Origin of the sequence: Ramlibacter agri (assembly GCF_012927085.1) — a bacterium.
Classification (GTDB): domain Bacteria; phylum Pseudomonadota; class Gammaproteobacteria; order Burkholderiales; family Burkholderiaceae_C; genus Ramlibacter; species Ramlibacter agri.
The window spans coordinates 3119651-3142729 of record NZ_JABBFX010000001.1 but is presented as its reverse complement, the minus strand read 5'-3'; the positions used below and the strand labels follow the sequence as shown (position 1 = coordinate 3142729).

22 protein-coding genes are annotated in these 23079 nt (G+C 69.3%); 18 read left to right on the top strand and 4 right to left on the bottom strand.

What is annotated here, in order from left to right:
- Positions 1-8: 8 nt before the first annotated feature.
- The 15 genes from ribD (at position 9) to HHL11_RS15260 (ending at position 14767) form a co-directional block, all read left to right on the top strand.
- Positions 9-1133, top strand: a complete 1125-nt coding sequence (gene ribD / locus HHL11_RS15330; RefSeq protein WP_169419215.1) for a bifunctional diaminohydroxyphosphoribosylaminopyrimidine deaminase/5-amino-6-(5-phosphoribosylamino)uracil reductase RibD — start codon at positions 9-11, stop codon at positions 1131-1133.
- Between the two features lie 5 nt (positions 1134-1138).
- Positions 1139-1780 carry a riboflavin synthase gene (locus tag HHL11_RS15325; protein WP_169419214.1) on the top strand — a complete coding sequence of 214 codons (642 nt, stop codon included), beginning with the start codon at positions 1139-1141 and terminating at the stop codon, positions 1778-1780.
- 124 nt (positions 1781-1904) lie between these two features.
- Positions 1905-3647 carry a response regulator gene (locus tag HHL11_RS15320; RefSeq protein WP_169419213.1) on the top strand — a complete coding sequence of 581 codons (1743 nt, stop codon included), beginning with the start codon at positions 1905-1907 and terminating at the stop codon, positions 3645-3647.
- On the top strand, positions 3644-5689 hold the full coding sequence (locus HHL11_RS15315) for an ATP-binding protein (protein ID WP_169419212.1): 2046 nt from the start codon (positions 3644-3646) through the stop codon (positions 5687-5689). Before HHL11_RS15320 ends, HHL11_RS15315 begins: the two co-directional genes overlap by 4 nt.
- Before the next feature lie 49 nt (positions 5690-5738).
- Positions 5739-6875 (top strand): bifunctional 3,4-dihydroxy-2-butanone-4-phosphate synthase/GTP cyclohydrolase II, encoded by a 1137-nt coding sequence (gene ribBA / locus HHL11_RS15310; protein ID WP_169419211.1) that lies wholly within the window; start codon positions 5739-5741, stop codon positions 6873-6875.
- 8 nt (positions 6876-6883) lie between these two features.
- Positions 6884-7348, top strand: coding sequence for a 6,7-dimethyl-8-ribityllumazine synthase (gene ribH / locus HHL11_RS15305; RefSeq protein WP_169419210.1), 465 nt, complete (start codon positions 6884-6886; stop codon positions 7346-7348).
- A complete protein-coding gene (gene nusB / locus HHL11_RS15300) occupies positions 7345-7824 on the top strand; it encodes a transcription antitermination factor NusB (protein WP_169419209.1) in 480 nt (159 codons plus the stop codon). Before ribH ends, nusB begins: the two co-directional genes overlap by 4 nt.
- On the top strand, positions 7821-9005 hold the full coding sequence (locus tag HHL11_RS15295) for a pyridoxal phosphate-dependent aminotransferase (protein ID WP_169419208.1): 1185 nt from the start codon (positions 7821-7823) through the stop codon (positions 9003-9005). The genes nusB and HHL11_RS15295 overlap by 4 nt, the downstream gene beginning before the upstream one ends.
- The gene (ybgC, locus tag HHL11_RS15290) at positions 9002-9415 is read left to right on the top strand and encodes a tol-pal system-associated acyl-CoA thioesterase (protein ID WP_169419207.1); all 414 of its coding nucleotides are present in this window, start codon (positions 9002-9004) and stop codon (positions 9413-9415) included. The genes HHL11_RS15295 and ybgC overlap by 4 nt, the downstream gene beginning before the upstream one ends.
- Complete coding sequence (tolQ, locus tag HHL11_RS15285) at positions 9412-10128, top strand: protein TolQ (protein WP_169419206.1); 717 nt, start codon at positions 9412-9414, stop codon at positions 10126-10128. Before ybgC ends, tolQ begins: the two co-directional genes overlap by 4 nt.
- A gap of 1 nt (position 10129) precedes the next feature.
- On the top strand, positions 10130-10555 hold the full coding sequence (locus tag HHL11_RS15280) for a biopolymer transporter ExbD (RefSeq protein WP_169419205.1): 426 nt from the start codon (positions 10130-10132) through the stop codon (positions 10553-10555).
- A gap of 6 nt (positions 10556-10561) precedes the next feature.
- Positions 10562-11470 carry a TonB C-terminal domain-containing protein gene (locus HHL11_RS15275; protein ID WP_169419204.1) on the top strand — a complete coding sequence of 303 codons (909 nt, stop codon included), beginning with the start codon at positions 10562-10564 and terminating at the stop codon, positions 11468-11470.
- A gap of 236 nt (positions 11471-11706) precedes the next feature.
- The gene (locus HHL11_RS15270) at positions 11707-12843 is read left to right on the top strand and encodes an ABC transporter substrate-binding protein (protein ID WP_169419203.1); all 1137 of its coding nucleotides are present in this window, start codon (positions 11707-11709) and stop codon (positions 12841-12843) included.
- A 20-nt stretch (positions 12844-12863) separates the two neighbouring features.
- Positions 12864-13763: a TauD/TfdA dioxygenase family protein gene (locus tag HHL11_RS15265; RefSeq protein WP_169419202.1), complete on the top strand. Its 900-nt coding sequence runs from the start codon at positions 12864-12866 to the stop codon at positions 13761-13763.
- Entirely contained in the window at positions 13760-14767 is a 1008-nt protein-coding gene (locus HHL11_RS15260) for a tripartite tricarboxylate transporter substrate-binding protein (RefSeq protein WP_169419201.1), read from the top strand. The genes HHL11_RS15265 and HHL11_RS15260 overlap by 4 nt, the downstream gene beginning before the upstream one ends.
- 4 nt (positions 14768-14771) lie before the next feature.
- Here HHL11_RS15260 and dnaE read toward each other — a convergent pair whose 3' ends face one another.
- Positions 14772-18233: a DNA polymerase III subunit alpha gene (gene dnaE / locus HHL11_RS15255; RefSeq protein ID WP_169419200.1), complete on the bottom strand. Its 3462-nt coding sequence runs from the start codon at positions 18231-18233 to the stop codon at positions 14772-14774.
- A gap of 55 nt (positions 18234-18288) precedes the next feature.
- On the opposite strand from dnaE, the gene HHL11_RS15250 reads away from it, so the two are divergent.
- Positions 18289-19032 carry a sulfurtransferase gene (locus HHL11_RS15250; RefSeq protein ID WP_169419199.1) on the top strand — a complete coding sequence of 248 codons (744 nt, stop codon included), beginning with the start codon at positions 18289-18291 and terminating at the stop codon, positions 19030-19032.
- On the opposite strand, the gene HHL11_RS15245 is transcribed toward HHL11_RS15250, so the two are convergent.
- From HHL11_RS15245 to HHL11_RS15235, 3 genes are all read right to left on the bottom strand, one after another.
- Entirely contained in the window at positions 19007-19903 is an 897-nt protein-coding gene (locus tag HHL11_RS15245; RefSeq protein WP_169419198.1) for a pirin family protein, read from the bottom strand. The genes HHL11_RS15250 and HHL11_RS15245 overlap by 26 nt on opposite strands.
- Positions 19904-19970: 67 nt before the next feature.
- Positions 19971-20408, bottom strand: a complete 438-nt coding sequence (locus HHL11_RS15240; RefSeq protein WP_169419197.1) for a DoxX family protein — start codon at positions 20406-20408, stop codon at positions 19971-19973.
- Between the two features lie 34 nt (positions 20409-20442).
- Positions 20443-21147 carry a pirin family protein gene (locus HHL11_RS15235; protein ID WP_169419196.1) on the bottom strand — a complete coding sequence of 235 codons (705 nt, stop codon included), beginning with the start codon at positions 21145-21147 and terminating at the stop codon, positions 20443-20445.
- 93 nt (positions 21148-21240) lie between these two features.
- On the opposite strand from HHL11_RS15235, the gene HHL11_RS15230 reads away from it, so the two are divergent.
- Positions 21241-22188 carry a LysR family transcriptional regulator gene (locus HHL11_RS15230; protein WP_169419195.1) on the top strand — a complete coding sequence of 316 codons (948 nt, stop codon included), beginning with the start codon at positions 21241-21243 and terminating at the stop codon, positions 22186-22188.
- Positions 22185-23060, top strand: coding sequence for a tRNA glutamyl-Q(34) synthetase GluQRS (gluQRS, locus tag HHL11_RS15225; RefSeq protein ID WP_169419194.1), 876 nt, complete (start codon positions 22185-22187; stop codon positions 23058-23060). The genes HHL11_RS15230 and gluQRS overlap by 4 nt, the downstream gene beginning before the upstream one ends.
- Positions 23061-23079 lie beyond the last annotated feature (19 nt).

Sequence of the window (23079 nt, the reverse complement as noted above, 5' to 3'; positions counted from 1 at the left end):
ATGCCGCCATGGAAAAGCTGCATCCTGCGATGGAAGAAGCGCTCGCGCTGGCGCACCGCGCGATCGCCCTGTCCGAGCCCAACCCGCGCGTGGGCTGCGTGATCGTCGCCGCCGACGGCAGCCGCGTGCTGGGAAGCGGCCACACGCAGGCTGCCGGCCAGGCGCACGCCGAAGTGCAGGCGCTGCGCGACGCCGCCGCCCGCGGCGAGGACGTGCGCGGCGCCACCGCCTACGTCACGCTGGAACCCTGCTCCCACCACGGCCGCACCGGCCCCTGCTGCGACGCGCTGGTGCAGGCCGGCATCGCCAAGGTGGTCGCATCGCTCGGCGACCCGAATCCGCTGGTCGCCGGCCAGGGCTTCGCGCGCCTGCGCGCGGCCGGCGTCGCGGTGGAGGTCGGCCCGGGCGCCGCCGAGTCGCGCGAACTGAACATCGGCTTCTTCAGCCGCATGGAGCGCAAGACCCCCTGGGTGCGGATGAAGATCGCCGCCTCGCTGGACGGCCAGACCGCGCTGGCGAACGGCGCCAGCCAGTGGATCACCTCCGAAGCAGCCCGCGCCGACGGCCATGCCTGGCGCGGCCGCGCCGGCGCCATCCTCACCGGCATCGGCACCGTGCTGGAGGACAACCCGCGGCTGGACATCCGGCTGTGGCCGGCGCCCAAGCAGCCACCGCTGGTGGTGGTGGACAGCCGCCTGCAGACGCCGCCGGACGCGGCCCTGTTCGTGCCCGGCCGCCATGTGCTGGTTTACGCGGCGGAGCAGCACGCACAGGCCCAGGCCGCGCTGGAAGCCCGCGGCGCCGAAGTCGTCTACCAGGCCGGCGGCCCCAAGGGCAAGGTGGACCTGGCCGCCATGCTGGCCGACCTGGCCCTGCGCGAGGTCAACGAGGTGCACGTCGAATCCGGCTTCAAGCTCAACGGCTCGCTGCTGCGCGAAGGCCTGGTGGACGAACTGCTGGTCTACCTCGCGCCCAAGCTGCTCGGCCCCGGCCAGGGCATGGTCAACATCGGGCCCCTGCAGCGGCTGGACGAAGCCGTGGAACTGGAGTTCGGCGAGATGAAGGCTTTCGGCCCGGACCTGCGCATCCTCGCCAAGGTGAAAGCCAGCTGCCAGCCACAAGTGGGAAAATAGTCCGCATGTTCACCGGCATCATCACCGGCGTCGGACGCATCGCCGCCGTCGACGACCTTGGCTCTTCGGCCCAGCACGGCAAGCGACTCACCGTCGAAACGCCGGCCGGCTACCTGGAAGACGTGCAGCTCGGCGACAGCATCGCGATCAACGGGGCCTGCATGACGGTGACCTCGCTGGACGCGAACGCCCACCATTTCAGCATCGACATCTCCGCCGAATCGCTGGACAAGACCGCGGGCCTCGGCGAGCGTGGCCCGGTCAACCTGGAAAAGGCCTTGCGTGCGCAGGACCGCCTGGGTGGCCACCTGGTTTCCGGGCACGTCGACGGCGTCGGCACCGTGCAGCGCATGGAGCCGGTCGGGGAAAGCTGGGAGCTGCGCATCCTGGCGCCGCAGGCGCTGGGCAAGTACCTGGCCTACAAAGGCTCCATCACCGTCAACGGCGTGAGCCTCACCGTCAACAGCATCAGCGACCTGGCCGACGGCACCGAGCTGAGCATCAACCTGATTCCCCACACGGTGGACAACACCGCGTTGCATGCCCTGAAGGCTGGCAGCCGGGTGAACCTCGAGATCGACCTGATCGCGCGCTACGTGGAACGCATGCTCGGCGCCGGCCTGCCGCAGGCCCGCAGCGCGGCCTAGAGCCATTTTCTCCAGCCCGGGCTCGCACTTCTCCTAAGCCCGGCGACCCCGCCTGGGGGATCATGGCGGTCGCGACATTCCGTTACATGCTGACGGAACCGCTTCGCGCCACGCAGTACCCCCCATGCCAGCCACCACCAACCGCCGGGTGCTCGTCGTCGACGACATGCCGGCGATGCACCACGATTTCCGCAAGAGCCTGGTCGCCGGCCGCAGCGACGCCGCGCTCGACCAGCTCGAAGCCACCTTGTTCGGCGAAGCGCCGGCCGCCAACGACGCGGAAGGCTTCGACGTCGATTCGGCCTACCAGGGCAAGGAAGCGCTCGAGAAGGTTGCGACCGCGATGCGCGAAGGCCGCCCCTACGCGCTGGCCTTCGTCGACATGCGCATGCCGCCCGGATGGGACGGCGTGGAAACCATCGAGCGCCTCTGGCAGGTGGACCCGCAGCTGCAGGTCGTGATCTGCACCGCCTATTCCGACCACGCGTGGGAGGACGTGCTGCAGCGGCTGGACGTGCAGGACCGGCTGCTCGTGATCAAGAAGCCCTTCGACATGATCGAGGTGGCGCAGCTCGCGCGCACGCTCACGGTCAAGTGGGACCTGGCCCAGGACGCGCTGCACCACCTGGGCGAGCTCGAAGCGACCGTGCAGAAGCGCACGCATGAACTGCAGGTGGCCAAGGAGGCCGCGGAACAGGCCAGCCGCGCGAAGGACGAGTTCCTGAGCAACATGAGCCACGAGATCCGCACGCCGATGAACGCGATCATCGGCCTGTCGACGCTCTTGCTGCAGACGGCGCTCGACCCGCAGCAGCGCCAGCACCTCGGCATGGTCGCCGAGTCGGCCGACCACCTGATGGGCATCCTCGACGACATCCTGGACTTCTCGCGCATCGAGTCCGGCAAGCTGGCCCTGGAGCAGACGCATTTCACGCTGGCCTCCGTGGTCGACCGGGTGACCGGCACGCTGGGCGCCAAGTGCGCCGCCCAGGGACTGGTCCTGAGCTGCGACGTCGACGCGCAGGTGCCGCCGCTGCTGGTGGGTGATCCGCTGCGCCTGGCGCAAGTGCTGCTGAACTTCACCGGCAACGCCATCAAGTTCACCGAGCGCGGCCAGGTCGCGATCGCCGCGCGGGTGGAGTCCCGTGCGCCGGGCGAAGTCGTGCTGCGCCTGTCGGTCACCGACACCGGCATCGGCATCACCGCCAGCCAGCTGCAGCGGCTGTTCCAGCGCTTCCAGCAGGCCGACGCTTCCACCACGCGCCGCTTCGGCGGCACGGGCCTGGGCCTGGCGATCTCCCGCAAGCTGGCCCACCTGATGGGCGGCGAGGTCGGCGTGGAGAGCGAGCCCGGCCGCGGCAGCTGCTTCTGGTTCACCGCGCGCCTGGGCCTGCCCGCCACGGCGCAGCCGCTGCCGCCCCGCATGAACGCGGAGCAGGCCCAGCGGCTGCCGCTGCTGCGCGGCGCCCGCGTGCTGCTGGTGGAGGACAACGAGACCAACAAGGTGGTGGCCAGCCTGCTGCTGCGCCGCGCCGGCATCGAGGTGGACGTCGCCAGCGACGGCGCCGAGGCGCTCGAGCGCGTGGAGCAGTCCTGCTACGACGCCGTCCTGATGGACGCGCACATGCCGGTGCTCGATGGCGTGGATGCAACGCGCGCCCTGCGCGCAAGGCCCGGCCACGCGGACCTGCCCGTCATCGCGATGACGGCCAGCGTGCTGCAGCGCGATCGCGAGCGCTTCCTGCAGGCCGGCATGGACGATTTCATCGCCAAGCCGCTGGAGCTCGAGGCGATGTGGGACGTGCTGCTCAAATGGATCCCGCCGCGCCTCGAGGCCCGGCGCGCCCGCGAGGCGGGGCAGCCATGACGCAGGCGATGCAGCCTCCGTACGGCGACTTGCGCCTGGATTCCGGTTTCGGCGCCGATGCACGCGAGCTCACCTCGGGCCTGCGCATGCGCATCCTGCTGCCGCTCGCGGCGGCCCTGCTGCTGCTGGTGTCCCTGGTCGCCCTGCTGATGTTCCTGGCGCGCGGCGAGTACATGCAGCAGCAGGCCAACGACACCGGCAAGGCCATGAAGTCCCTCCTGGTGGGGCTGACCGGCCAGGAGGTGCAGACCATGCAGTCGGTGCAGGACATGCTGATGGCCGACCCGCGCATCCTGCACGCCCAGCTCGCGCGCGACCCGCGAATGCTGCTCGGGCTGACGTCCGACCTCCTGCTGGACCTGAAGCGGCGACATGCGATCACGCACCTGTACTTCATCACGCCCGACCGCAAGGTGCTGCTGCGCGTGCACGAGCCGGACCACGCCGGCGACCGCGTCGACCGCTTCGTGATGATGGAGGCCGAGCGCAGCGGCCATGTCGCCTGGGGCAACGAACAGGGCACCAACGGCGCCTTCACCCTGCGCGTCAGCGCGCCGTGGTTCGTCGACGGCCAGCTCATTGGCTACATCGAGCTCGGCGCCGAACTGGAGGACCTGTTCGCCCAGATCACCAACACCGTGGACGGCCAGGCGCTGCTGCTGCTGAACAAGCACTTCCTGGACGAGGCGACCTACCGCGAGTACCAGAAGCGCCGGGGCATCCACGAGAACTGGGACGAGTTCCGCGACGTCATCGTCCTGAGCCGCAGCACGGCGGACATCCCCTCGGGCGTGCACGACTACCTGGCAGGCCCGCGCGGCCCGGAAGGCACGCAGCAACCGCTGCAGGCCACCGACGGCGGCCGGACCACGCAGGTGGTGGAGCAGGCGCTGCTGAATTCGCGCGGCCAGAAGGTCGGCTCGCTGCTGGTCATGACGGACGTCACCGGGCTCGCGCGCACCTGGCGCCTGGCCGCGGGCGGCGTGATCCTGGTCTTCGCGCTGATCGGCGGCGCCCTCACCTGGTTCTTCCACCGCCTGCTGTCCCGCGTGCAGCGGGACGTGGCCGGGCGCTCCGAGCGCCTGAACCAGGCGCAGGCCACCCTGCTGAGCGAGCAGGTCCAGCGCCAGCGGGCCCAGCGCGAGCTGGCCGCGCAGCAGGAGCGCAACGTGTTGCTGGAGAAGCTGCGCGAGACCCAGGACGAACTGGTCGCCGCCGCCCGCCAGGCTGGCCGCGCCGAAATCGCCACCAACGTGCTGCACAACGTGGGCAACGTCCTGAACAGCATCAACACCTCGGCCAGCGTGGTCGCCGGCACCTTGCGCAAGTCGCGCCTGGGCGGCCTGGGCCGGGCGGCGACCATGCTGCGCGACCAGGGCGAAGACGCGGGCCGCTTCCTCGCCGAGGACGACAAGGGCCGGATGCTTCCGGCCTACCTGGCGGCCGCCACCGCCGCCCTGGCCGAGGAACACCGGGACATGACGAGCGAAGTCGAACGCCTGGTCAAGAGCGTCGAGCACGTCAAGGACATCGTCGCCACCCAGCAGTCGCATGCCGGCGGCAGCCACGTCGTCGAAGCAGTGGAACCGGCGGAACTGGCGGAGGAGGCCTTGCGCATGCAGGGCAGCTCGCTGGCTCGGCACCAGGTGGAGGTGGTGCGCGACTACGCGCCCATGGCCGCCGTGCCGCTGGACCGCGGCCGCGTGCTGCAGATCCTCGTCAACCTCATCAGCAATGCCAAGCATGCGATGGCGGGCCTGGCCGGCCAGCGGGCGCGACTGACGGTGCGCATCGAACAGCCCGAGCCGCAGCGCCTGCGCATCTCGGTGCACGACGAAGGCGAAGGCATTCCGGAAGAGAACCTGACGCGGATCTTCTCGCACGGCTTCACCACCCGCCGCGACGGCCACGGCTTCGGCCTGCACAGCTGCGCGCTGGCCGCCCGCGAGATGGGCGCCGCCCTGAGCGCCGCCAGCGACGGCCCGGGCCGGGGCGCGAGCTTCACCCTCGACCTGCCGCTGCCGGCCGCCCGCGCGGCCTGACCCGGCCCCACACAGGGGCCGGCAACGGGGCAGATGCGACAATAGCGGGATGACTGCCCGTCCCGCCGTCCTCAACCCCGTTCCCGTCTCCCCCGTCGAGGACATCGTCGCCGAGATGCGTGCCGGCCGCATCGTGATCCTGGTCGACGAAGAAGACCGCGAGAACGAAGGCGACCTCGTGCTCGCCGCCGACCACGTCACGCCCGAAGCGATCAACTTCATGGCCCGCTTCGGCCGTGGCCTCATCTGCCTGACCCTCAGCCGCGAGCGCTGCGAGCGCCTGCAGCTGCCGCCCATGGTGGCCCGCAACGGCACCAAGATGGGCACGGCCTTCACCGTGTCCATCGAGGCCGCCACCGGCGTGACCACCGGCATCTCCGCCGCCGACCGCGCCCGCACGGTGCAGGCCGCCGTGGCGAAGGACGCCACCGCCGCCGACCTGGTGCAACCGGGCCACATCTTCCCGCTGCAGGCGGTGGATGGCGGCGTGCTGATGCGCGCCGGCCATACCGAAGCCGGCTGCGACTTCGCCGCGATGGCCGGCTGCACGCCGGCCGCCGTGATCTGCGAGGTGATGAAGGACGACGGCACCATGGCCCGCCTGCCGGACCTGCAGCTGTTCGCCGCCGAACACGGCCTGAAGATCGGCACCATCGCCGACCTGATCCACTACCGCAGCCGCCACGAGAGCCTGATCGAGAAGATCGGCACCCGCCAGCTGGCCACGGCCTACGGCGAGTTCACGGCCCACGCCTGGCGCGACAAGCCCAGCCAGGGCCTGCACCTGGCGCTGGTCAAGGGCCAGTGGGACGCCGAGCAGGCGGTGCCGGTGCGCGTGCACGAACCGCTGTCCGTGCTGGACGCGCTGGAGCTGGATCGCTCCATGCACAGCTGGAGCCTGGACTCCAGCCTGAAGCACATTGCCGCCACCGGCCACGGCGTCGCCGTGCTGCTGAATTGCGGCGAGACCGCCGACCAGCTGCTGGAGCAATTCGAGGGCACGGCTCGCGCGGCGCAAGCGCCCGAACGCGGCCGCATGGACCTGCGCACCTACGGCGTCGGCGCCCAGATCCTGCGGGACTGCGGCGTGCGACGCATGAACCTGATGGGCGCGCCCCGGCGCATGCCCTCCATGGCAGGCTACGGCCTGGAAGTGGCGGGCTACACGCCCCGCCCGAACGAATAGGAATTCCGATGTTTGGAGCTGACAAGGGCGCCGCGGACCGGCTGGACGGCAAGCGGCTGGCGATCGGCATCGTGCAGGCGCGCTGGAACCCCGGCGTGACCGACGCGCTGGCCAAGGCCTGCCGCGAAGCACTGCTGGAACACGGCGTCGAGGACGACAACATCGACCACGTGTTCGTGCCCGGCGCGCTGGAAGTGCCGGTGGCGCTGCAGGCGATGGCGGAGAAGGACCAGTACGACGCGCTGGTTGCGATCGGCTGCATCATCCGCGGCGAGACCTACCATTTCGAGCTGGTGGCCAACGAGTCGGGCGCCGGCGTCACGCGCGTGTCGCTGGACTACCAGCTGCCCATCGCCAACGCCATCCTCACCACCGAGAACCTGGAGCAGGCCGTGGCCCGCCAGGTGGAGAAAGGCCGCGACGCGGCGCTGGTCGCCATCGAGATGGCCAACCTGCTGGAAGACCTGGAATGAGCGAAACGCCCCCGCGCAAGACCAGCGCCAAGCCGGCGCGCAGCCGCGCCCGCGAATTCGCCGTGCAGGCCCTGTACCAGCACCTGGTGGGCCGGCAGGACCCGGAGAGCATCGACCAGTTCACCCGCGGTCTCTCGGGTTTCCACAAGGCGGATTCGGTGCACTACGACGCCCTGCTGCATGGCTGCATCAAGGAATCGGCGGAACTCGACGCGCTGATCGTGCCGCTGCTCGATCGCAAGCTGGAGGAGATCTCCCCCATCGAGCACGCCGTCATGTGGATCGGCGCCTACGAGTTCCTGCACGTGGCGGAAGTGCCCTGGCGCGTCGTGTTGAACGAATGCATCGAGCTGGCCAAGGAATTCGGCGGCACCGACGGCCACAAGTACGTGAACGCGGTGCTGAACGGCCTGGCGCCCAAGCTGCGCTCGGCGGAAGTGGAAGCCGACCGCGCAGCGGGGAAGGCGCGGCCTTGAAGATCAGCCGCCGCGCCGAACGCATCGAGCCCTTCTACGTGATGGAGGTGGCCAAGGCCGCCTCGCAGCTCGCCCGCGAAGTCGCGCGCAGCGACCAGCCGATGATCTTCCTGAACATCGGCGAACCGGATTTCACCGCGCCGCCGCTGGTGCAGGAAGCAGCCGTTCGCGCCATCCACGACGGCCGGACGCAGTACACCGACGCCACCGGCCTGCCCGCCCTGCGCGAACGCATCAGCGGCTGGTACCAGGAACGCTTCGGCGTGAATGTGCCGGCGCGCCGCATCGTCGTGACCGCAGGTGCATCCGCGGCCTTGCAGCTGGCCTGCCTGGCGCTGATCGACACCGGCGACGAGATCCTGATGCCGGATCCCAGCTATCCCTGCAACCGGCATTTCGTCAGCGCCGCCGAAGGCGAAGCGGTGCTGATCCCGACGACGGCGCAAGAGCGCTACCAGCTCAGCGCCGCCAAGGTGCAGGAGCACTGGCGCGCGCGCACGCGCGGCGTGCTGCTCGCTTCGCCGTCCAATCCGACCGGCACCTCGATCCACCCGGACGAACTGCGCCGCATCCACTCTTTCGTGCAGGCGAAAGGCGGGATCACGCTGCTGGACGAGATCTACCTGGGCCTGTCCTACGAGGACACCTTCGGCCACACGGCGCTCGCCATCGACGACAACGTCGTCAGCATCAACAGCTTCTCCAAGTACTTCAACATGACCGGCTGGCGCCTGGGCTGGATGGTCGTGCCGGAGCAGTTGGTGCCGGTGGTGGAGCGCCTCGCGCAGAACCTGTTCATCTGCCCCAGCACCGTGGCGCAGTACGCGGCTCTCGCCTGCTTCGCGCCGGAGAGCATCGCCGAATACGAGCGCCGGCGCGCCGAGTTCAAGGCCCGCCGCGACTGGTTCATCCCCGCCTTGCAGTCCATGGGCCTGCAGGTGCCGGTGGTGCCCGATGGGGCCTTCTACGCCTGGGCGGACTGCAGCGCGGTCGCCCACAAGCTGGGCGTCGAAGGCAGCTGGGACTTCGCCTTCGAGGTGATGAAGCGCGCCCACGTCGCCGTCACCCCGGGCCGCGACTTCGGCCAAGCGGACACCGGCCGCTTCGTCCGCTTCTCCACCGCCAACTCGATGGCGCAGCTGCAGGAAGCCGCGGCGCGCCTGAAGGGCGTCCTTTCATGACGGGATCGGCCATCTTTACCTGGCCGATACGCGTCTACTGGGAAGATACCGATGCGGGCGGCATCGTCTTCTACGCAAACTACCTGAAGTTCTTCGAGCGGGCGCGCACCGAGTGGCTGCGCTCGCTCGGCGTCGCGCAGGGCGCGCTGCGCGAAACCGCCGGGGGCCAGTTCATCGTCAGTGAAACTTCGGTTCGCTATCTCGCGCCGGCGAAGCTCGATGATGAACTCTCCGTTACAGCGGCGCTCGAAGCTTCGGGGAGAGCCTCTCTGATAATTGCCCAGCAGGCGCGCCGCGGCGCGCAACTGCTGGCGGAGGGGACCATCCGCATCGGCTGGGTGGACGCCGCAACGCTGCGGCCCGCCCGCATTCCCGAAGCCATCCTGGAAGTACTGAACAAGAAGCGATGAACCACCAAGACCTGTCGATCGTGCAACTGGTAATGGGAGCCAGCTGGGTGGTGCAGCTCGTGATGCTGCTCCTGCTGCTCGTCTCCGTCACCAGCTGGGCGGCGATCTTCCGCAAGTTGTTCGCCCTGAACCGCGTGAAGTCGCTGAACGACGATTTCGAGCGCGAGTTCTGGTCCGGCACCAGCCTCAACGACCTGTTCGCCGCCGCCGCGCAGAACGCCAAGCTGTCCGGCCCCATGGAGCGCATCTTCGCCTCCGGCATGCGCGAATACCAGAAGCTGCGCGAGCGCCGCATCGCCGACACCGGCACCCTGCTCGATGGCGCGCGCCGCGCCATGCGCGCCAGCTTCCAGCGCGAGCTGGACGTGATCGAGACCAACCTCTCCTTCCTGGCCTCGGTCGGCTCGGTGTCTCCCTACGTCGGCCTGTTCGGCACCGTGTGGGGCATCATGCACGCCTTCACCGGCCTGGGCGCGCTGCAGCAGGTGACGCTGGCTACCGTGGCGCCCGGCATCGCCGAAGCGCTGGTGGCCACGGCCCTGGGCCTGTTTGCCGCCATCCCCGCCGTGGTGGCCTACAACCGCTTCGCCCGCGACATCGACCGGGTCGCGATCAAGCTGGAGACCTTCATCGAGGAGTTCTCCAACATCCTGCAGCGCAACCTGGGCGGCTCGCCGCAGCCCGCCTTCGCCAACACCGCCTCGGGCCACTGACATGCCGCACGTCGCCGCCCGCGGCCGCGGCCGCCGCACGATGAACGAGATCAACATGGTCCCGTTCATCGACGTGATGCTGGTGCTGCTGATCATCTTCATGGTGACGGCGCCGCTGATCACGCCCAGCCTGATCGACCTGCCCAGCGTCGGCAAGGCCTCGCGCAAGCCGGACCAGGTGATCGAGGTGAGCGTGGGCAAGGACGAACACCTGGAGCTGAAGCTCACGGACAAGTCGGTCGGCATGCCGCTGAAGGACATCCCGCCCGCCATCCTGCAGGCGCAGGCGGACAAGCCGGCGGGCAGCGTGGCCGTCGTCATCAGCGCCGACCGCAACGTCAAGTACGAGGCAGTGGTGAAGGTGATGGACGCCCTGCAGCGAGCCGGCGTGCAGCGCGTCGGCCTGTCGGTGCAACTGACGCAATAGCGCGCCGTGGACGCCGCCTCCGACCGCCACCAGTTCGCGCCGCCGCCCCAGCCGGGGATGCTGCGCGCCGTCGTGCTGGCGGTCATCGCGCACCTGCTGCTGCTCGTCGCCCTCACCTTCGGCCTGCACTGGCAGCGCGAGAGCGAGAACACGGTGGCCGAGGCCGAACTGTGGTCCAAGCTGCCGCAGGAAGCGGCGCCCAAGCCGGTGGTGGAACCGACGCCGCCCCCTCCCGCGCCGACGCCGCCCGCGCCACCGGTCGTCAAGGCCCCGCCGCCGCCCCAGGCCGACCTGCAGGCGCAGCGCGATGCACAGATCGCCGTGGAGCGCGAGAAGGCGAAGCGCGAAGCGGAAGAGCGCCGACTGGCCGAACTGCAGAAGCAGAAGGAGCTGGATCGCAAGCGCAAGCTGGAAGCACAGCGCAAGCACGACGAGGAAGTCGCGCGCCAGAAGGAAGAGGACAAGCGCCAGCTGGCCGAGGCCAAGCGCAAGGAAGACCTCGAGAAAGAGAAGAAGCGCAAGCTGCAGGACGAGCAGCAGGCGAAGAAGCTGGCGCAGCTGCGCGACGACACGCTCAAGCGCATGCAGGCGATGGCGGGCACCGGCGCGCCGGGCTCGACCAGCGCCGCCGCCCATTCCAGCGGGCCGTCGGCGACCTGGGGCGCGCGCGTGCAAGCCAAGGTGCGGCCCTTCATCCACTTCACGGACACCGTGTCGGGCAATCCGGAAGCGGTCGTCACGGTGCGGCTCGCGCCGGACGGCACGATCGTCGCCAAGACGCTGAAGAAGTCCAGCGGCGTCAAGAGCTGGGATGACGCCGTGCTGCGCGCCCTCGAAAACGCCGAAACCCTGCCGCGCGACGTCGATGGCCGCGTGCCGAGCGGCGGCGACCTGGTGTTCCGGCCCCAGGGGTGAGCGGCCGAGGCCGGCCGACTTGTTGCGCGCGCGCGTGAGTCGTTTCGCAGTGGCGCTTTAGGCCGCCTCCTTACACATCCCCGCAACACTGCGCCCTTCCTGCGCGCCCCGCTTCGAAATCGAGAGCAAGGCTTGCAACCGGCGGTAAGTTGCCGCAGCCCCCTCTAGCCGCCGCGCAACTTGGCTGCGCAGACTCTGGCTCAAGCGCAGCGATATGCGCATCAGGGGGAAGAACAATGATCAAGCGCCGAACATTTCTTGCGCGCGGGACGGGCTGGGGAATCGCCGCCGGCGTCGCTGCACCTCTTTGGGTGCAGACGACGGCGGCGGCCGCCCCCTTGGTGGTGGGCCAATCGGCGGCGCTCACGGGGCCGCAGGCCGGCTTCGGCACGGCGATGCGCGACGGCATCCTGGCCGCGCTGCATTCGGTCAACCGCGCAGGCGGCGTCGACGGCCGGCGGGTGCAGCTGCTCTCGCTGGACGACCAGGGTGACAAGGCGAAGACCGAGGCCAACACCGAGCTGCTCACGGCCAACCGGCAGGTGATCGGGCTCACCGGTTACACGACCCGGCCCTGCTCCGAAGCCGGCGCCGTGATGGCCGCGAAGGAAGGCATCGCGCTGGTGGGCGCCTTCTCGGGCACGCCGCTGCTCTATGGCGACAAGGCGGGGACCACCTTCACCACGCGCGCCAGCTACGAGCGCGAGCTGGAAGCCATCGTCCACCACTACCGCCAATTGGGCGTGTCGAACTTCGGTTTCGTGCACCTGGAAGACGCGCGCGCCACCAACGTGCCGCTGCTGGAGAAGATCCTGGCGCAGCAGGGCGGCAAGCTGGTGGTGACGGCCGGCGTCGACCGCAAGGGGCCGTCGCTCAATGCGGCTGCCCTGAAGACGCTGGACCAGGCCAAGCCGGAGATGCTGATCATCCTGGCCAACAACGCGCCGCTCACCACGCTGCTGCGCGACTACGCGCCGCGCACGCTGGTGCTGCCGAAGATGGTGATCTCCTTCGTCGACCGCGAGAAGCTGCTGGCCGACCTGGGCGCCGACGCCGCCGGCGTGGGCTTCAGCGTCGTGGTGCCGGAGTACACCCGCGAAAAGTACTGGGTGGTGCGCGAGTTCGTTGCGATCGCGCGCGAACTCAAGACCACGGTGACGCCGGTGTCGCTGGAAGGCTTCATCACCGGCCTGGCGCTGGCCGAGGGCCTGAAGCAGTCGCGCGGCGAAACCCGCGCCGGGCTGATCGACGGCATGGGCCACGTGGGCGCCCTGGACCTGGGCTACACGAACCTGCGCTACAGCCGCAGCGAGCGCTCCGGCTCGCGCTTCGTCGACCTGTCGCTGGCCTCGCGCACGGCCGGCATCGTCTGAGGATCCGAGGGAAGAAGTCCATGGCCATCAGCTACAACCCCATCACGCCCGTGCTCGGCGCCGAAGTGCAGGGCATCGACCTGGCGACGATCACGGTGCCGCAGTTCGCCGAGCTGTATGCCCTCTGGCGCCAGCACCACGTGCTGCTGCTGCGCGGCCAGCGCCTGACCAACGACGACTTCGAACGCTTCTCCGCCATGCTGGGCGAGCTGGACCCGCCGCCCAACCAGGGCGCCGGCCGCAAGAGCGTGCCCGGCCACCCCAACCTGTACGTGGTGTCGAACCGCAAGTCCGCCACCGGCGAGGCGCTGGGCGCACTGGGCGACGGCGAGGCGCACTGGCACACCGACATGTCCTACCTGGAGCGGCCGCCGTTTGCTTCGATGCTGTGGTCCATCGAGCTGCCCGCCAAGGGCGGCGACACCTGGTTCGCCAGCATGCCGGCAGCGCTGCGCTCCATGCCGGCCGACCTGGTGCGCCGCATCAGCCGCCTGGGCATTAAGCACGACGGCACCTACGACAGCGGCGGCAACGTGCGCTTGGGGCTGGTCGCCAACGACGACCCGACCCAGTCGGTGGGCACCGTGCATCCGATCGTGATCGTGCAGCCCGAGTCCGGCGAGCACACGCTGTACCTGGGCCGGCGCCGCAACGCCTACATCCCCGGCCTGCCGCTGGAGGAATCCGAGCGGCTGCTGAACATCATCTGGAGCTACGCCACCGCCGGCTCGGTGACGCTGTGCCACCACTGGCGCCTGGGCGACGTGGTGCTGTGGAACAACCTCACCACCATGCACCGGCGCGACGCCTTCCCGCCGGACCAGATCCGCACCCTGCACCGCTCGCAGATCAAGGGCCGCTACACGCTGTCCGCGCCGATCCAGCAGGAAGCCGCGCAGCGGCAGCCGGAGGCCGCGTGATCCGGCGCCGCGCCTTCGCCCGCGGCATTGCAGCCGCCGCGGTCGTCCCGATGCTGGGCCGCGCGGAGGAGAGTTTCCCGAACCGGCCGGTGAGGCTGGTGGTGGGCCTGGCGCCCGGCGGCATCGCCGACCTCACGGCGCGCATCATCGCGCCGCGGCTGGCGGAGATCCTGGGCCACATGGTGGTCGTGGAGAACCGCACCGGCGCCGGCGGCGCCATCGCCACCAAGTATGTCGCGGGCAGCCCGGCGGACGGCTACACGCTGCTGATGGGATTCGATGGCACGCACGTCACCATTCCCGCGGCCAACCCGCACATCGGCTTCGACCCGGTCGCGGATTTCGCGCCGATCGGCAAGGTGGTGGATTCGCCGGTGCTGATCACGGCGCATTCCACTTTCCCGGCCAATGATTTCGGCGAGTTCATTCGCCTGTCGCGCAGCGCGCTCGGCACCGGCATCGGCCCGCGCGTGTTCGACTACGGCACCTCGGGGGTAGGCAGCACGGGCCACCTCACGATGGAGCTGCTGAAGCTGCGGCTGGGCTTTTATGCGGTGCACATCCCCTACCGCGGCGGCGGCGACGCCCGCGCGCAGGTGCTGGCGCGCCAGATCCCGCTGATGCTGGCCGCGGTGCCCACGACTTCCGGCGACATCCGCGCCGGCGTGCTGAAAGGGCTGGCCGTCACCAGCTCGAAGCGTTCGCCCGCGCTGCCCAAGGTGCCGACGCTCGCGGAGCTGGGCTTCCCGGAGTTGAAGGACGTGGACGTGAACTCCTGGGTGGGCGTGCTCGCGCCGGCGAAGACGCCCGCGCCCATCGTCGCGCGGCTCGATGCGGCCTTGCGCGAGACCGTCGCGACGCCGGACGTGCAGAACCGCCTGCTGAATTCCGGCTCGACGCCGGTGAAGAGCTCGCCGGAGATCTTCGGCAAGCAGATCGCGGCGGATTTCGGGCAGTGGAAGAAGGTGATCCTGCAGTCGAAGCTGAGCCTGGACGTCGGCTGACGCCCTACAGCTCGTAGACGATCTGCGCCTGCCCGCCATGGGCCTGCGCGATCCAGCTGGCGAGCGCAGCATCGCTCGGGAAGAACTTGGCCTGTTCGCCCAGCTGCAGTTCCGCCGTCGCCGACTCGCGCTGCACCAGCAGCCGCACGTTCAGCCCGCGCACCAGTTCGCCCTGCTCCGACATCTCGCGCTTGGGCGGGAACTCGCGCACCATGCGCGTGATGTCCGGCGCGGTGCCGTTGACGGCCACCTTCAGGTACTTGCCGAAGCGGCAGCGCGCCGTCGCCAGGTCCCAGATCTGCTGGATGTTCAGGCGGAAGCCGCCGGAAAAACGATCCGGCTGCAGCTTGGCCATCACGACGATCAGCTCGTCGTCCTTGAACCAGGCGTGCTGCTTGAAGACGCCTTCGTCGGCCGCGGCCTCGATCACGTCGCTCTTGTCATCGAGCTTGAACAGCGCCAGCTTGCCGCGCTGCCCGTTGATGACGCGCAGGTCGGTGACGATGCCCGCCAGCAGCAACGGCTCGCGCGTGTCCACCAGCTCCTCGATCTGGCGCTTGCAGAAGCGGCGCACCTCGCGCTCGACCTCGTCGAAGAGGTGGCCCGAGAGGTAGAAGCCGACCGCCACCTTCTCGTGCGTCAGGCGCTCCTTGATGCCCCAGGGCGTGGCCTCCACCAGGTCCGGCTCCTGGTGGCTGGCGCCGTGGTGGTCGCCCATGTCGAACAGGCCGCCCTGGTTGGCGTTGGCGTCCTGCGCCACCGCGAACTCGAAGGCCCGGTCGATGGTGGCCACCAGCGTCGCGCGGTTCATGTGCAGCGCGTCGAAAGCGCCGGCCTTGATCAGCGCTTCCACCGTGCGCTTGTTGATGCGCGCGCGGTCGACGCGGGCGCAGAAGTCGTACAGGCTCGTGAAGGCCCCGCCCTCTTCGCGCGCGGCGACGATGGCTTCCACCGCCGACTGGCCCGTGCCCTTGACGGCGCCCAGGCCGTAGCGGATGACCTTGTCGGAGATCGGCTCGAAGCGGTAGGTGCCGCGGTTGACGTCCGGCGGCTCGAAGGTCATGCCGAAGTTCTTGACCGCGTCCTCGAACAACACCTTCAGCTTGTCGGTGTTGTCCATTTCAATGGTCAAGTTGGCGCAGTAGAACTCCGCCGTGTAGTGCACCTTCAGCCAGCCCGTGTGGTAGGCCAGCAGGGAGTAGGCGGCGGCGTGCGACTTGTTGAAGCCGTAGCCCGCGAACTTCTCCATCAGGTCGAAGATCTCGTCAGCCTTGTCCTGGGGGATGCCATGCGTCTTGGCGGCGCCCTCGCGGAAGCGCTCCCGGTGCACGGCCATCTCCTCGGCCTTCTTCTTGCCCATGGCGCGGCGCAACAGGTCGGCGCCGCCGAGCGAATAGCCGCCCAGGATCTGCGCGGTCTGCATCACCTGCTCCTGGTAGACCATGATGCCGTAGGTCTCGCCGAGCATGTCCGCCACCGCGGGGTGCGGGTACTCCACCGTCTCGCGCCCGTGCTTGCGCGCCACGAAGGACGGGATCAGGTCCATCGGGCCCGGTCGGTACAGCGCGTTCAGGGCGATCAGGTCTTCCAGCCGCGACGGCCGCGCGTCGCGCAACATGCCCTGCATGCCGCGGGATTCGAACTGGAACACCGCTTCGGTCTTGCCGTCGGTGAACAGCCGGTAGGTGTGCGCGTCGTCCAGCGCGATGTTCTCGAAGGCGAAGTCCTTCTGGGCCGGGTGCCGCTTGACGATGAACTCGCGCGCGAGCTCCAGGATGGTCAAGGTGGCGAGGCCCAGGAAGTCGAACTTCACCAGGCCGGCGGCCTCCACGTCGTCCTTGTCGTACTGGCTCACCGCGCTGTCGCTGCCCGGTTGCTGGTACAGCGGCGTGAAGTCGGTCAGCTTGCCCGGGGCGATCAGCACGCCGCCCGCGTGCATGCCGATGTTGCGGGTCATGCCTTCGAGGCTCTGCGCCAGATCGAGCAGTGTCTTGACCTCGTCCTCGCGCTGGTAGCGCTCCTTGAGGATAGGCTCCTGCTCCATCGCCTCGGCGATGGTCACGTGCGTGCCCGGCTTGTTCGGGATCAGCTTGCTGATGCCGTCGCAGAAGGTGTAGCTCATGTCCAGCACGCGGCCGACGTCGCGCACCGCCGCGCGCGCCGCCATCGTGCCGAAGGTGGCGATCTGCGACACCGCATCGCGCCCGTACTTGTCCTTCACGTACTCGATGACGCGGTCGCGGTTGCCCTGGCAGAAGTCGATGTCGAAGTCGGGCATCGACACCCGCTCCGGGTTCAGGAAACGCTCGAACAGCAGGTTGTACTGCAGCGGGTCGAGGTCGGTGATCTTCAGCGCGTAGGCCACCAGCGAGCCGGCGCCCGAGCCCCGGCCCGGGCCCACCGGGCAGCCGTTGTTCTTGGCCCAGCCGATGAAGTCGCCCACGATCAGGAAGTAGCCGGGGAAGCCCATCTTCAGGATGGTCCCGAGCTCGAACTCCAGCCGCTCCACGTAGCGCGGGCGCTGCTTTTCGCGCTCTTCTTCCTTGGGGAACAGGTGGACCAGGCGCTCCTTCAGGCCTTCGTGCGACGCGTAGCGGAAGTACTCGTCGATCGGCATGCCGTTGGGCGTCGGGAAGTTGGGCAGGCGCGGCTTGCCCAGCTCCAGCGTCAGGTTGCAGCGGCGCGCGATTTCCAGCGTGTTGGTGATGGCCGAAGGAAGGTCCGCGAACAGCGCCTCCATCTGCGCCTGGGTCTTGAAGTACTGCTCGCGCGTGAACTTGCGCACGCGGCGCTGGTTGCCCAGGATCTCGCCTTCGGAAATGCAGACGCGGGCCTCGTGCGCCTCGTAGCCGTCTTCCTGCGTGAACTGCACCGGGTGCGTGGCGACCACCGGCAGGTTCAGGCGGGCGGCCAGTTGCACGCAGGCGGCGACATGCGGCTCGTCGTCGGGACGGCCGGCACGCTGCACTTCCAGGTAGAAGCGGTGCGGGAACATCGCGGCCAGCTGCAGCGCGACGTCGCTCGCGCGGCCCTCGTCGCTGGCCAGCAGCGCCTGGCCCACCGGGCCGGCGTGCGCGCCGGCCAGCATCAGCAGGCCTTCGTTCAGCTCCTGCAGCCATTCGAGCTTGACCACGGCCTGGGCTTTCACCACGTTCCTGGTCCAGGCCCGGGCCAGCAGCTCGCACAGGTTCAGGTAGCCCTGGCGGTTCTGCACCAGCAGCGCGACGCGCGAGATGGCTGCGGGATCGGCGGCGAAGCCGTGCACCATCAGCTCGCAGCCGACGATGGGCTTGACGCCGGCGCCGCGGCCTTCCTTGTAGAACTTGATGGCGCCGAAGGCGTTGTTCAGGTCCGTGATGCCCAGCGCGGGCTGGCCGTCGGCGGCGGCCGCCTTGACGATCTCGTCGATGCGGTTGGTACCGTCGACGACGGAAAATTCGGTGTGCAGGCGCAGGTGGACGAACATGCCGCCATTGTAGAAAACACGCGGGTATTGACTTTCCCGGACAATCCCGCCTGCCGTGAACAAAGTCCTGAACGTCTCCGCCTACAAGTTCGTCGCCCTGCCCGACGCCGTCGACCTGCGTGCGCCGCTGCTGGCGCGGGCGCAGGCGCTGGGGCTGAAGGGGACGATCCTGCTGGCGCAAGAGGGTTTGAACCTGTTCCTGGCGGGCTCGGAGCACGCCGTGCGCGGCTTGCTGTCGGATTTGCGTTCCGATCCCCGCCTGGCGGACCTGCAGGCCAAGGAAAGCTGGTCGTCGGAAGTGCCTTTCGGCCGGATGCTGGTGAAGGTCAAGCAGGAGATCATCCGCATGAACCAGCCGGCGGTGCGGCCTTCCGCCGGCCGCGCGCCTGCCCTACCCGCGGCAACGCTGAAGCGCTGGCTGGACGCGGGCCGGGACGATGAAGGCCGCCCCGTGGTCATGCTGGACACCCGCAATGCGTTCGAGATCGATCACGGCACCTTCGCCGGCGCGGTGGACTGGCGCCTGTCCAAGTTCAGCGAATTCCCCGCGGCCTTGCGAGCCAACGCGGACGAATTCGCCGGCAAGACCGTGGTGAGCTTCTGCACCGGCGGCATCCGCTGCGAAAAGGCGGCGCTCGTGATGCAGGAAGCCGGCGTCGAAAACGTCTGGCAGCTCGAAGGCGGCATCCTCAAATATTTCGAGGAAACCGACGGGAGGCACTACGAAGGGAAGTGCTTCGTGTTCGACGAGCGCGAGGCGCTGGGTTCCGACCTCAGGAAATCGGCTCCGGCGGCGTGAACTGCGTTGGCGGCAGGGGAATGAACTCCGGGTCGCCGGGGACCACGCCCATCCGCATTTCCTTCCAGTCCACGCTGGCGGCCATGATCCGCTCCTTGCGGCTGGACACGAAGTTCCACCAGATATGCCGCGGCGCATCCAGCGGCGCGCCGCCGATGACGACCAGCCGCGCACCTGCAGGCGCGACCAGGCGCGCGGGCACGCCGGCCTCCAGCATGCCCATCACGCGCTCCGGCAGCGGCTCGCCATCGACCTCCAGCGCGCCTTCGACGGCATAGACCGCCAGCTCCGCCGCCAGCGGCGGCAGCTCGAACACGCCGCCGGCAGGCAGCCGCACATCGAGATACAGCGTGGGCGACAAGGCCGGCACCGGCGAGCGCAGGCCGAAAGCCTCGCCCACCAGCACGCGCACCTGGGCATCGCCGACGCTGCATTCCGGGATGGCGTCGGCCGGCGTGTGCGAGAACGAGGGCTCGGCCTCTTCCTGCTCCAGCGGCAGCGCCGTCCAGAGTTGCAGGCCGTGGTTGTAGTAGCGGGAGTTGCGCAGGTGGTCCGGCTTGCGCTCCGAATGCACGATGCCGCGGCCCGCGGTCATCCAGTTGATGGCGCCCGGCTCGATCAGTTGCTCCGTGCCCAGGCTGTCGCGATGCATCATCGCGCCCTCGAACAGGTAGCTGACCGTCGACAGGCCGATGTGCGGGTGCGGCCGCACGTCGTGGTTCTGCTCCGGCAGTTCTTCCGCCGGGCCGAAGTGGTCGAAGAAGATGAAGGGGCCGACGCTGCGCTGGCGCGCGGCCGGCAGGGACCGGCGGACGAGGAAGCCGCCGCCGAGGTCCTTCTCGTGGCCATTCAGCTGTTGGGAGAGGGGCATGGGCGGCAGCTTAACGGATGCAAGCTGGGGGCGCTGCGCGAACCCAGCCTGCAAGATGCCCGAAGAATCAAGCCGTCGCGGGGCGGTGCGCCGCGAAGCGCCGGCCGTCCAGGCTGAAGGCGCCGCCGCCGAAGGAGGCGAAGCCCAGCAGGCCGCCGGTGATGGCGAGGTTCTTCCAGAAGTTCAGCTTCTGGGACGGATCCGCCCAGAAGGGGTGGAAGATGGGCGTAATCACGATCGTGAAGACCGCCAGGCCCAGCGCCGCCCAGCGCGTCTTCCAACCGAACAGCAGCGCGAGGCCGCAACCCAGTTCGAAGAAGATGGCGAAGGCCGCCGCCACTTCCGGCAGCGGCACGCCCTTGGACGCGATGTAGCCGACCGTGCCGGCGAAGCCGACCAGCTTGCCCCAGCCGGCCGGGACGAACAGGACGGCCACCAGGATGCGGCCGATCAGGGACATGGCGTCCTGCGCCGCGTCGAGGGGGTGGGAAGTGGTGGTGGTCATGGCTTTCTCTTACTCCTGGGTTGCAAAAACGGGATCAATCGGCCGCGAGGTCGAACACCAGAACTTCGGCGTCCTTCCCCTCGGAAAGTTTCAGTTCGGCTTCGCCTTCCATCCTTGCGGCATCGCCGCCGGTCAGCTTCTGGCCGTTGACGGTGAGCTCGCCCCGGATCAGGTGCACGTAAGCCGGGCGCTTCGGGTCCAGCTTCAGCGTGGCGGTCTCGGCGCCGTCGAACAGGCCGGCGTAGAGGCGCGCATCGGCGTGGATCAGCACGGAGCCTTCGGCGCCGTCCGACGAGGCCACCAGGCGCAGCTTGCCGCGCTTGTCGGCGTCCGGAAAACGCTTCTGCTCGTAGCCCGGGTCGATGCCCGTCACGTTCGGCTCGATCCAGATCTGCAGGAAGTGCGTCGTCTGGTCCTGCGCGTGGTTGAACTCGCTGTGCATCACGCCGCGGCCGGCGCTCATGCGCTGCACGTCGCCGGGCGGGATGCCCTTGATGTTGCCCAGCGTGTCCTTGTGCGCCAGTTCGCCCGACAGCACGTAGCTGATGATCTCCATGTCGCGGTGGCCGTGCGTGCCGAAGCCGGTGCCGGGGGCGATGCGGTCTTCGTTGATCACGCGCAGGTTGCCGAAGCCCATGTGCTGCGGGTCGTAGTAACCGGCAAAGGAAAAGCTGTGGAACGACTTCAGCCAGCCATGGTCGGCATAGCCGCGGTCTTGGGATTTGCGAACTGTCAGCATGTGTCGGTTCCTTTGAATGAGGAAGGAATGTAGAGGTTCACCTGTGCCTCGAGACCGGTTGCACTTTGATGGCATCATTCAAAAATTCTGAAGATGCCCAGCCCGCGCGAAGTCCTCACCCCCGATGCCCTGGCCCTGGTCCAGGCCGTGGCCGACCACGGCAGCTTTGCCGCCGCGGCGCGCGAGCTGGGCCTGGTGCCCAGCGCCGTCACCTACCGCGTGCGCCAGGTCGAGGACGCGCTGGACGTGCTGCTGTTCGACCGCAGCTCGCGCACTGCGCGCCTCACCGCCGCCGGCAACGAGCTCTTGTGCGCGGGCCAGCAGCTGCTGCAGGACATCGACGCCATGGCCCACCGCGTGAAGCGGGTGGCCACCGGCTGGGAAGCGGAGTTCACGGTCGCGGTCGACGGCGCGCTGTCCTCGTCGACCGTGATGGAGCTGGCCGAAGCCTTCTACGCGCTGCAGCCGACCACCCGCCTGCGCCTGCGCGACGAGACGCTGGCCGGCACGCTGGAGGCGCTGGTCAGCGGCCGTGCGGACCTGGCGCTGGGCGTCGTGGTCGAGCCCGGCACCACGCCGGGCATCCACAGCCATGAGCTGGGCGACCTCGGCTTCGTCTTCGCGGTGGCGCCGCACCATCCGCTGGCGGCGCAGCCGCAACCCATCCCCGACGAGGTGCTGGTGAAGCATCGCGCGGTGGCGGTGGCGGATTCGGTCCTGCAGCGCAACTCGGCCCTGACCATGTCCTTGCTGGCCGGGCAGGACGTGCTCACCGTGGGCACCATGCGGGCCAAGCTGGATGCGCAGCTGCGCGGCTTGGGCGGCGGCTTCCTGCCCGAGCCGCTGGCGCGCCCCTACCTCGAAAGCGGCCGGCTGGTGGCGCGTGAAGTGAAGCGCGTGTCCAGCCGCCGTATCCGCATGAGCTATGCCTGGCGCGAAGCCGGCCCGCTGGGCCCGGGCCGCGCGCTGCAGTGGTGGCTGGCGCAGCTGGAAAGCGCCGCCACGCGCACTGCCCTGCTCGAGCGCTACCGCACGCCATGAGCCCGGCTTACCGGGGCCGGTTCGCGCCCTCGCCCACCGGGCCGCTGCATGCAGGCTCGCTGGTGGCGGCGCTCGCGAGCTGGCTCGACGCGCGTGCGCATGGCGGCCGCTGGCTGGTGCGCATCGAGGACGTGGACAAGCCGCGCTGCGTGGCCGGCGCCGACCACGAGATCCTGCGCCAGCTCGCCGCCTGCGGGCTCACGCCCGACGAGCCGCCGGTGTGGCAGTCGCGGCGCGAGCCGCTGTACCAGGAAGCGCTGGATCGCCTGGTGCAGGCCGGGCGCGCCTATCCCTGCGCCTGTTCGCGCAAGGACATCGAGGAGGCCCTGCGTGCGCTCGGCCGGCAGCGCGAACGGAATGCGGAGCTGGTCTACCCCGGCACCTGCCGCGATGGCCTGCACGGCCGCGCCGCGCGCGCCTGGCGCCTGCGCGTGGAAGAAGGCGGGGTCACCTGGGCCGACCGGCGCCTGGGCACGCAGTCGCAGGACGTGCCGCGCGAGGTCGGCGACTTCGTGCTGAAGCGCGCCGACGGGCTGTACGCCTACCAGCTCGCGGTGGTCGTGGACGATGCCGCGCAAGGCATCACGCATGTCGTTCGCGGCGAAGACCTGGCGGACAACACCGCGCGCCAGCTGCTGCTGCAGCGGGCGCTGGAGCTGCCCACGCCTTCGTACCTGCACACGCCGCTGGTGCTGGGACCGAATGGCGAGAAACTGTCCAAGCAGAACGGTGCGGCGGCGCTGGATCTGCGCGATCCGCTCGCGGCGCTGCAGGCTGCCGGGCGGACGCTGGGGCTGGACGTACACGGATCGGACAGCGGTTCGTGGCTGGCGACGGCTGTCTCTGCCTGGGCCCACCGATACGGCATGTGACCCACGGTCCGCCGGTCGC

Coding starts and splice junctions, on each gene's coding strand:
- ribD (WP_169419215.1), top strand. CDS start 9: ATGGAAAAGCTGCATCCTGCGATGGAAGAAGCGCTCGCGCTGGCGCAC.
- HHL11_RS15325 (WP_169419214.1), top strand. CDS start 1,139: ATGTTCACCGGCATCATCACCGGCGTCGGACGCATCGCCGCCGTCGAC.
- HHL11_RS15320 (WP_169419213.1), top strand. CDS start 1,905: ATGCCAGCCACCACCAACCGCCGGGTGCTCGTCGTCGACGACATGCCG.
- HHL11_RS15315 (WP_169419212.1), top strand. CDS start 3,644: ATGACGCAGGCGATGCAGCCTCCGTACGGCGACTTGCGCCTGGATTCC.
- ribBA (WP_169419211.1), top strand. CDS start 5,739: ATGACTGCCCGTCCCGCCGTCCTCAACCCCGTTCCCGTCTCCCCCGTC.
- ribH (WP_169419210.1), top strand. CDS start 6,884: ATGTTTGGAGCTGACAAGGGCGCCGCGGACCGGCTGGACGGCAAGCGG.
- nusB (WP_169419209.1), top strand. CDS start 7,345: ATGAGCGAAACGCCCCCGCGCAAGACCAGCGCCAAGCCGGCGCGCAGC.
- ybgC (WP_169419207.1), top strand. CDS start 9,002: ATGACGGGATCGGCCATCTTTACCTGGCCGATACGCGTCTACTGGGAA.
- tolQ (WP_169419206.1), top strand. CDS start 9,412: ATGAACCACCAAGACCTGTCGATCGTGCAACTGGTAATGGGAGCCAGC.
- HHL11_RS15280 (WP_169419205.1), top strand. CDS start 10,130: ATGCCGCACGTCGCCGCCCGCGGCCGCGGCCGCCGCACGATGAACGAG.
- HHL11_RS15270 (WP_169419203.1), top strand. CDS start 11,707: ATGATCAAGCGCCGAACATTTCTTGCGCGCGGGACGGGCTGGGGAATC.
- HHL11_RS15265 (WP_169419202.1), top strand. CDS start 12,864: ATGGCCATCAGCTACAACCCCATCACGCCCGTGCTCGGCGCCGAAGTG.
- dnaE (WP_169419200.1), bottom strand. CDS start 18,233: ATGTTCGTCCACCTGCGCCTGCACACCGAATTTTCCGTCGTCGACGGT.
- HHL11_RS15245 (WP_169419198.1), bottom strand. CDS start 19,903: ATGCCCCTCTCCCAACAGCTGAATGGCCACGAGAAGGACCTCGGCGGC.
- HHL11_RS15240 (WP_169419197.1), bottom strand. CDS start 20,408: ATGACCACCACCACTTCCCACCCCCTCGACGCGGCGCAGGACGCCATG.
- HHL11_RS15235 (WP_169419196.1), bottom strand. CDS start 21,147: ATGCTGACAGTTCGCAAATCCCAAGACCGCGGCTATGCCGACCATGGC.
- HHL11_RS15230 (WP_169419195.1), top strand. CDS start 21,241: ATGCCCAGCCCGCGCGAAGTCCTCACCCCCGATGCCCTGGCCCTGGTC.
- gluQRS (WP_169419194.1), top strand. CDS start 22,185: ATGAGCCCGGCTTACCGGGGCCGGTTCGCGCCCTCGCCCACCGGGCCG.